Origin of the sequence: Roseivirga sp. UBA1976 (assembly GCF_002336325.1) — a bacterium.
GTDB lineage: Bacteria > Bacteroidota > Bacteroidia > Cytophagales > Cyclobacteriaceae > Roseivirga > Roseivirga thermotolerans.
This window is the reverse complement of record NZ_DDDQ01000013.1, coordinates 1-4,617: the sequence shown is the minus strand read 5'-3', so window position 1 is coordinate 4,617 and position 4,617 is coordinate 1. Positions and strand designations below refer to the sequence as shown.

Sequence of the window (4,617 nt, the reverse complement as noted above, 5' to 3'; positions counted from 1 at the left end):
TATTGAGCAAGATGCCGATATGGTTATGTTCTTGTATCGACCGGAGTATTACGGAATTACGGAAGACGAAAATGGCATGCCAACTCAGGGTACCGGTGAAGTAATTATTGCCAAGCACAGAAACGGATCGCTGGAAAATGTTCAGCTCAAATTTATCGGCCAGTTTACCAAGTTCTGCGACCTCGACTTTAACTATGGTGGAACAGCTACTTACGGAAACACCTTCCCGTCTGGTGCTTCAAGTAATTTTGAGTCTAGTGGCAATACCATGACCTTCCAAAGCAAGGCCAATAGTGGAGATACTCCTAATTTGCCTACTAACGATGAGGAGCCTCCGTTCTAATTTAACCTTTCATGCCACATGTTTTAAGTTTATGGTAGGTCTTACTACTTTGAACTGAATACAATGAACTAAAAACTCATCATGAAATCTCTTTGTATTACAAGCCAACCAGAACCTCTCCAGTTTACTAACAAAGAAGTGCCTGTGCCCAAAGCGGGTGAAGTTTTGGTGAGGATAAAAGCAGCCGCCCTTAATCACCGCGATCAGTGGATAAGAGAAGGTAAATATCCCAATATTCAAATGGGTACTACACTGGGTTCAGATGGAGCCGGTATTGTTTCGGCCGTTGGTGAGGGTGTAGAAGAAGAGTGGCTGAATAGAGAGGTGATCATAAACCCCAACCGATCTTGGGGTGAAAATCCGTTGGTGCAAAGTACGGAATACAATATTTTGGGTATGCCCAAAGACGGCACCTTGGCCGAATATGTATTGGTAGAAGCCCATAGGTTGGTGCCTAAGCCAGAGCATCTCAGCTTTGCTGAGGCTTCGGCAATACCTCTCGGGGGGCTTACGGCTTTTCGGGCTGCGTTTCATCATGGCCAATGCGGTGCCGGTAAAAATGTGCTAATCTCCGGAGTAGGAGGAGGGGTAGCTCAGTTTGCCTTTTTATTTGCTGTGCATGCGGGAGCCAGGGTTTGGGTGAGCTCAGGCAGCGAAGAAAAAATTGAACAATGCCTGACCCTCGGAGCTGAGGGTGGTTTTAATTATAAATCGGATTCGTGGACCAAAGAGGCCCGACAAACAGGAGGCTTCGAGCTGGTGATTGATAGTGCGGGAGGAAATCAGGTCAATGATTTTGTGAAGCTCATGAAACCGGCCGGGAGAATTGTGTTTTACGGAGCAACCAATGGTTTACCTGAAAAGGTGGATTTATATCGAATGTTTTGGAATCAGATCACGCTTCAGGGGAGTACTATGGGTAATGATAAGGAGTTTGCCGAGATGGTTACTTTTATCAATCAGCATAAATTAAAGCCAATTATAGACTCTGTAAGACCATTGGATGAGGTCCTTTCGGCCTTTGATGAAATGAAAGCAGGCAAGCAGTTTGGGAAATTGGTGCTTAGTTTAGAGTGAGCAGGTCGTTTACAGTCGCAACTTTAGAAGAAATTCGTTGGCCGATGTGCTTTGAGTACGCTCGTTAAAAGCGCCACTGTCATAATTAAAGTGAAACTCCATTTTGCCCGAAAGGCGCAAACCAATACCCATTACCAAAACTTCTTCGTTTCTAAGCGAAAATGTAGCCCAGATATTGTTTTTATAGCTCGTTTGAAGGGTATAATCGCGTCCAAGATCGCTAATGTGATTAATGCGCTGCAGCACTGAGGGGGTAAAAGACCAATCGTTTATTTCTAACCGATACCCCAAACCCACAAAGTGTTGATTTTTAATACGGAAGGTTTCGTGATTACCCTCATGGATGGAATTGCCACTAAACAAACGCTCTACAGAGTAGAATATTCGGGCCTTCGAAGAATATAGGGCAATGCCCAAAGAGAGGTCCAAAAAATCTTGTCGGTCGAAGCCCTGCATGAATTGCTGAAAAGGCAGGTCATTGTCTTCCAAAACAAAGAAGTTATCGGCTATTCGAAGCCGGATATAGCCTACAGAAGCACCGGCACTCATGGTTACTACCGAATTGAGCGGCAGGTGTACGCCATAGTTTGCATGGGCAGTTTGCCTATGAACCAGCCCGAAGTTGTCTTTCGAAATAATGCCTCCGAGAACCTGAATCGCTTTAGGGTTGACGTAGGCAACGGTGCTATTCATTACAGCCTTGGTATCTCTAAAACCGTTGGAAGTAGTCTGGTTTTTACCTACAGGTTTTAAGGCCTTATAGAGCGAGAGGTAGTAACTGTCAGTATTCTTCAGCCAGGGGTTTTGTTGTTTTCTAAAGCTTAAAGCAAGGTTCAGGTCGTTGTTGAGGTTACTGGAAGCTGCATTGATTAGGTAATGATTGTTTATGTATTGGCTGAATTGTGAAATCTGCTGTGCTTTCCCAACCCGTGTAAGAAAGGGGAGTAGCAAAAGGGTCATATAGAGGTGCAGCGGTTTCATTTAATAATGGATATTTCACCTTGCACAAATTCCAGCGGATTGTTAGGGTCGGATATTTGATAGAAATACTTGTCAATGGGTAATACCTTATCGTTCAGAATGCCATTCCAGGGGTATCGATCATAGTTATTGGTAGAGTAAAGCAACTGTCCCCATTGATTGTAAATGCGTACTTCGGCATTGGGTAGTTTTTCTATTCCGGGAATAATGAACTGGTCGTTGAAGCCATCGTTGTTGGGTGTAAAGGCGGTGGGTATTGCCGACATATCTAACAACTGCTTGTAAAGACCAACAGTAATTATGGTTTCAAATACTTCTAGTGCTCCTTTTACAATAACTCCTCCATTGTTGAGGCCCCAGCGTGAATAAGCGGTGGTGTTTTTCCAGCTGCCATTGTTCTGAAACCATATGTGCTCTTTTAGTTTGGGGTCTCGGAGCAGTACTTCATCTTCAAAATACTCCAGGCCAAGCTCCAGTTTGTCGCTGGGTTTCTTACGAGTACTTACTTTGTAGTAGCGCGTTATGCTTTCACCAAATGGCAATGGGGTAGAAGAGTGGCCCCTGCGAATAATCATGGTGTCTTCCAGGTTAAATTTGGAAAATACCAACCCAAGGTTACCCACATTTTCGTCTTCTAACGGTTTAGAGGCTATGAGCTTTACTATTTCACCACCACCAGTACTATGGATACGTCTATTGGATGTTTCTCCAACTATCTTACTTTCGTTAAAGGGTAATATAAGTTCGTGCCTGCCCAGGTCTATTTCTCCCTTTACCATCTCTAATTCGGCTGCCACCAGAATGCTTGTGTTCAGCACCAAACGACCTTCTATATCGAGTTGCATGGAATGAAGTTCGGGCATGTTTTTGCCTTCAAAGTATACTCTACGTTCCTTATTTCGCACAATAAACTGACCTTCGCTTTGCTTTAACTGGCCGTTGTTGATCATGTGAAGATCGTTCAGTGCTACATTGGTATTGTTGATGCTTAAATGACTGCCTTCAGTGGTCACAAACACTTGTGCATGAACCAGATTGATGCCCAGTACGAATCCTAAAACCATATGTAGCCAGACCCTAATCATCTTTTTTGTTCAGTTGATTAATTAATTGCAGAGCCTTGTTTAAATCATCTCTCAGAGCTTCAACTTCTTTTTGTAATGATTCTATTTGTGTTTGCTGCTCCTTCATGGCTTCAACCAATACGGGAGTTAGTTGGGCATAATTAAGGCTTAGGTAGCCATGTTCGTCTGCTTCTACCAACTGCGGAAAGATCTTCTGGACATCCTGAGCGATAAAGCCTATTTGAAGTTTGTCTGAGAAATTACGATCGGAGAACTCTTCTTTTCGCCAGTAGTACGTTTTACCCTCCAGCTTGAGGAGGTTTTCGAGCGCACCATTAATGGGGCTGATCGATTCCTTGAAGCGTTCGTCTGATGTAAAACTGTACCAATCGGCAATTACCCTACCGTTGACATACAATTCGTAAGAGAGTGAAGAGGGGTTATTTAACCCAATGCCCACTTTGCCATTAAAATTGACAATGTCATTGTCGAAATCGCCATAAATAAGTGGTGAATTGGAAGGGGAGTTCTCAATGTAAAGTTTGTTGCTTCCGGTATGACTGAATCCGGCCCGAAAGCCAATCATAATATTGCCCGACCCTGTGGTGTTCTTTTCAAGCGCCTGATGACCAAGGGCTACATTTCTATTTCCGCTTGTATTGGCTTCTAAGGCTTCGTTGCCTACAGCCACATTCTGATCGCCTGTGTTGTTGAGCCCCGATAGTTTACCAATTAAAACTGACTCTTGAGGGTTGGTGAATTCAAGTGTGGATTTTTGAATTCGAAGCACTTCAGTGCCAGCAGTTTGAAAGCGTATAATGTCATCATTCATACTGTTTAGGTCTGTGGTTACCCAGGTATTAATGTCGGCATCATTTATTCTTCTGTTGTCGCCAATTAACGAGGTGGGTACTCCCCACGATCCGGCTGTTTTAGGGCCGAAAAAATCGTAGGTTGAGGTATTGAGATAAAAGTCTCCGTCAACCCCAATGGAAGAGTCCGGGTTTGTGGTGCCATTGATAATGGTTTTGCCATCCAGTCCGTCAGTTCCGGCTATACCCTGCGGCCCTTGCGGTCCGGGGTCGCCCTGATCGCCCTTGTCACCCTGATCACCTTTATCTCCTTTGGGGCCTTGAATTCCTTGTTCACCCT

Annotated in this window: 5 protein-coding genes; 2 read left to right on the top strand and 3 right to left on the bottom strand. The window is 44.1% G+C overall.

Annotation, left to right across the window (positions count from 1 at the left end):
- Nucleotides 1-343 (top strand): DnaB-like helicase C-terminal domain-containing protein (locus tag B3763_RS01315; protein WP_286742805.1); only part of this gene is annotated, 343 nt, incomplete at its 5' end.
- An 81-nt stretch (nt 344-424) separates the two neighbouring features.
- Entirely contained in the window at nt 425-1,420 is a 996-nt protein-coding gene (locus B3763_RS01310) for a zinc-binding dehydrogenase (RefSeq protein ID WP_286742803.1), read from the top strand.
- A 9-nt stretch (nt 1,421-1,429) separates the two neighbouring features.
- On the opposite strand, the gene B3763_RS01305 is transcribed toward B3763_RS01310, so the two are convergent.
- From B3763_RS01305 to B3763_RS01295, 3 genes are all read right to left on the bottom strand, one after another.
- Nucleotides 1,430-2,401: a PorP/SprF family type IX secretion system membrane protein gene (locus tag B3763_RS01305; protein ID WP_286742800.1), complete on the bottom strand. Its 972-nt coding sequence runs from the start codon at nt 2,399-2,401 to the stop codon at nt 1,430-1,432.
- A complete protein-coding gene (locus B3763_RS01300) occupies nt 2,398-3,486 on the bottom strand; it encodes a gliding motility-associated C-terminal domain-containing protein (protein WP_286742798.1) in 1,089 nt (362 codons plus the stop codon). The genes B3763_RS01305 and B3763_RS01300 overlap by 4 nt, the downstream gene beginning before the upstream one ends.
- Nucleotides 3,479-4,617 (bottom strand): tail fiber domain-containing protein (locus tag B3763_RS01295; RefSeq protein ID WP_286742795.1); only part of this gene is annotated, 1,139 nt, incomplete at its 5' end. The genes B3763_RS01295 and B3763_RS01300, both read right to left, overlap by 8 nt.